Below are 1,486 nucleotides of genomic sequence, written 5' to 3' on the forward strand. Positions count from 1 at the left end.
TCCAGCCCGGGCGGTGGTTGTCCCGGGGTAAGGGTGTAGGCCGTGCGATAGGTAAATCCGTCGTACTTGTGGCTGAGACCTGATGCCGAGCCGATTGTGGTGAAGTGGATGATCCTATGCTGTCGAGAAAAGCCTCTAGCGAGTTTCATGGCGGCCCGTACCCTAAACCGACTCAGGTGGTCAGGTAGAGAATACCGAGGCGTTCGGGTGAACTATGGTTAAGGAACTCGGCAAAATGCCCCCGTAACTTCGGGAGAAGGGGGGCCACGCCTGGTGAGAGCATTTACTGTTCGAGCTGGGGGTGGCCGCAGAGACCAGCGAGAAGCGACTGTTTACTAAAAACACAGGTCCGTGCGAAGCCGTAAGGCGATGTATACGGACTGACGCCTGCCCGGTGCTGGAACGTTAAGGGGACCGGTTAGTGCGCTTTCGGGCGTGCGAAGCTGAGAACTTAAGCGCCAGTAAACGGCGGTGGTAACTATAACCATCCTAAGGTAGCGAAATTCCTTGTCGGGTAAGTTCCGACCTGCACGAATGGCGTAACGACTTCTCGACTGTCTCAACCATAGGCCCGGTGAAATTGCACTACGAGTAAAGATGCTCGTTTCGCGCAGCAGGACGGAAAGACCCCGGGACCTTTACTACAGTTTGATATTGGTGTTCGGTTCGGCTTGTGTAGGATAGCTGGGAGACTGTGAACTCCGGACGCCAGTTCGGGGGGAGTCGTCGTTGAAATACCAGTCTGGTCGTGCTGGATGTCTAACCTGGGTCCGTGATCCGGATCAGGGACAGTGTCTGATGGGTAGTTTAACTGGGGCGGTTGCCTCCTAAAGAGTAACGGAGGCGCCCAAAGGTTCCCTCAGCCTGGTTGGCAATCAGGTGTTGAGTGTAAGTGCACAAGGGAGCTTGACTGTGAGACCGACGGGTCGAGCAGGGACGAAAGTCGGGACTAGTGATCCGGCGGTGGCTTGTGGAAGCGCCGTCGCTCAACGGATAAAAGGTACCCCGGGGATAACAGGCTGATCTTCCCCAAGAGTCCATATCGACGGGATGGTTTGGCACCTCGATGTCGGCTCGTCGCATCCTGGGGCTGGAGTCGGTCCCAAGGGTTGGGCTGTTCGCCCATTAAAGCGGTACGCGAGCTGGGTTTAGAACGTCGTGAGACAGTTCGGTCCCTATCCGCTGTGCGCGTAGGAGTCTTGAGAAGGGCTGTCCCTAGTACGAGAGGACCGGGACGGACGAACCTCTGGTGTGCCAGTTGTTCTGCCAAGGGCATGGCTGGTTGGCTACGTTCGGGAGGGATAACCGCTGAAAGCATCTAAGCGGGAAGCCTGCTTCGAGATGAGGACTCCCACCCACTTGATGGGGTAAGGCTCCCAGTAGACGACTGGGTTGATAGGCCGGATCTGGAAGCACGGTAACGTGTGGAGGTGACCGGTACTAATAGGCCGAGGGCTTGTCCTCAGTTGCTCGCGTCCACTGTGTT

At 56.9% G+C, this 1,486-nt stretch carries 1 rRNA gene; it reads left to right on the plus strand.

Features of this window, described 5'->3' with window-relative positions:
* Nucleotides 1-1,464, plus strand: a 23S ribosomal RNA gene (locus ACWC09_RS52605); the annotation flags it as partial.
* Nucleotides 1,465-1,486: the final 22 nt, after the last annotated feature.

It is taken from the genome of Streptomyces sp. NPDC001617 (genome assembly GCF_053596855.1).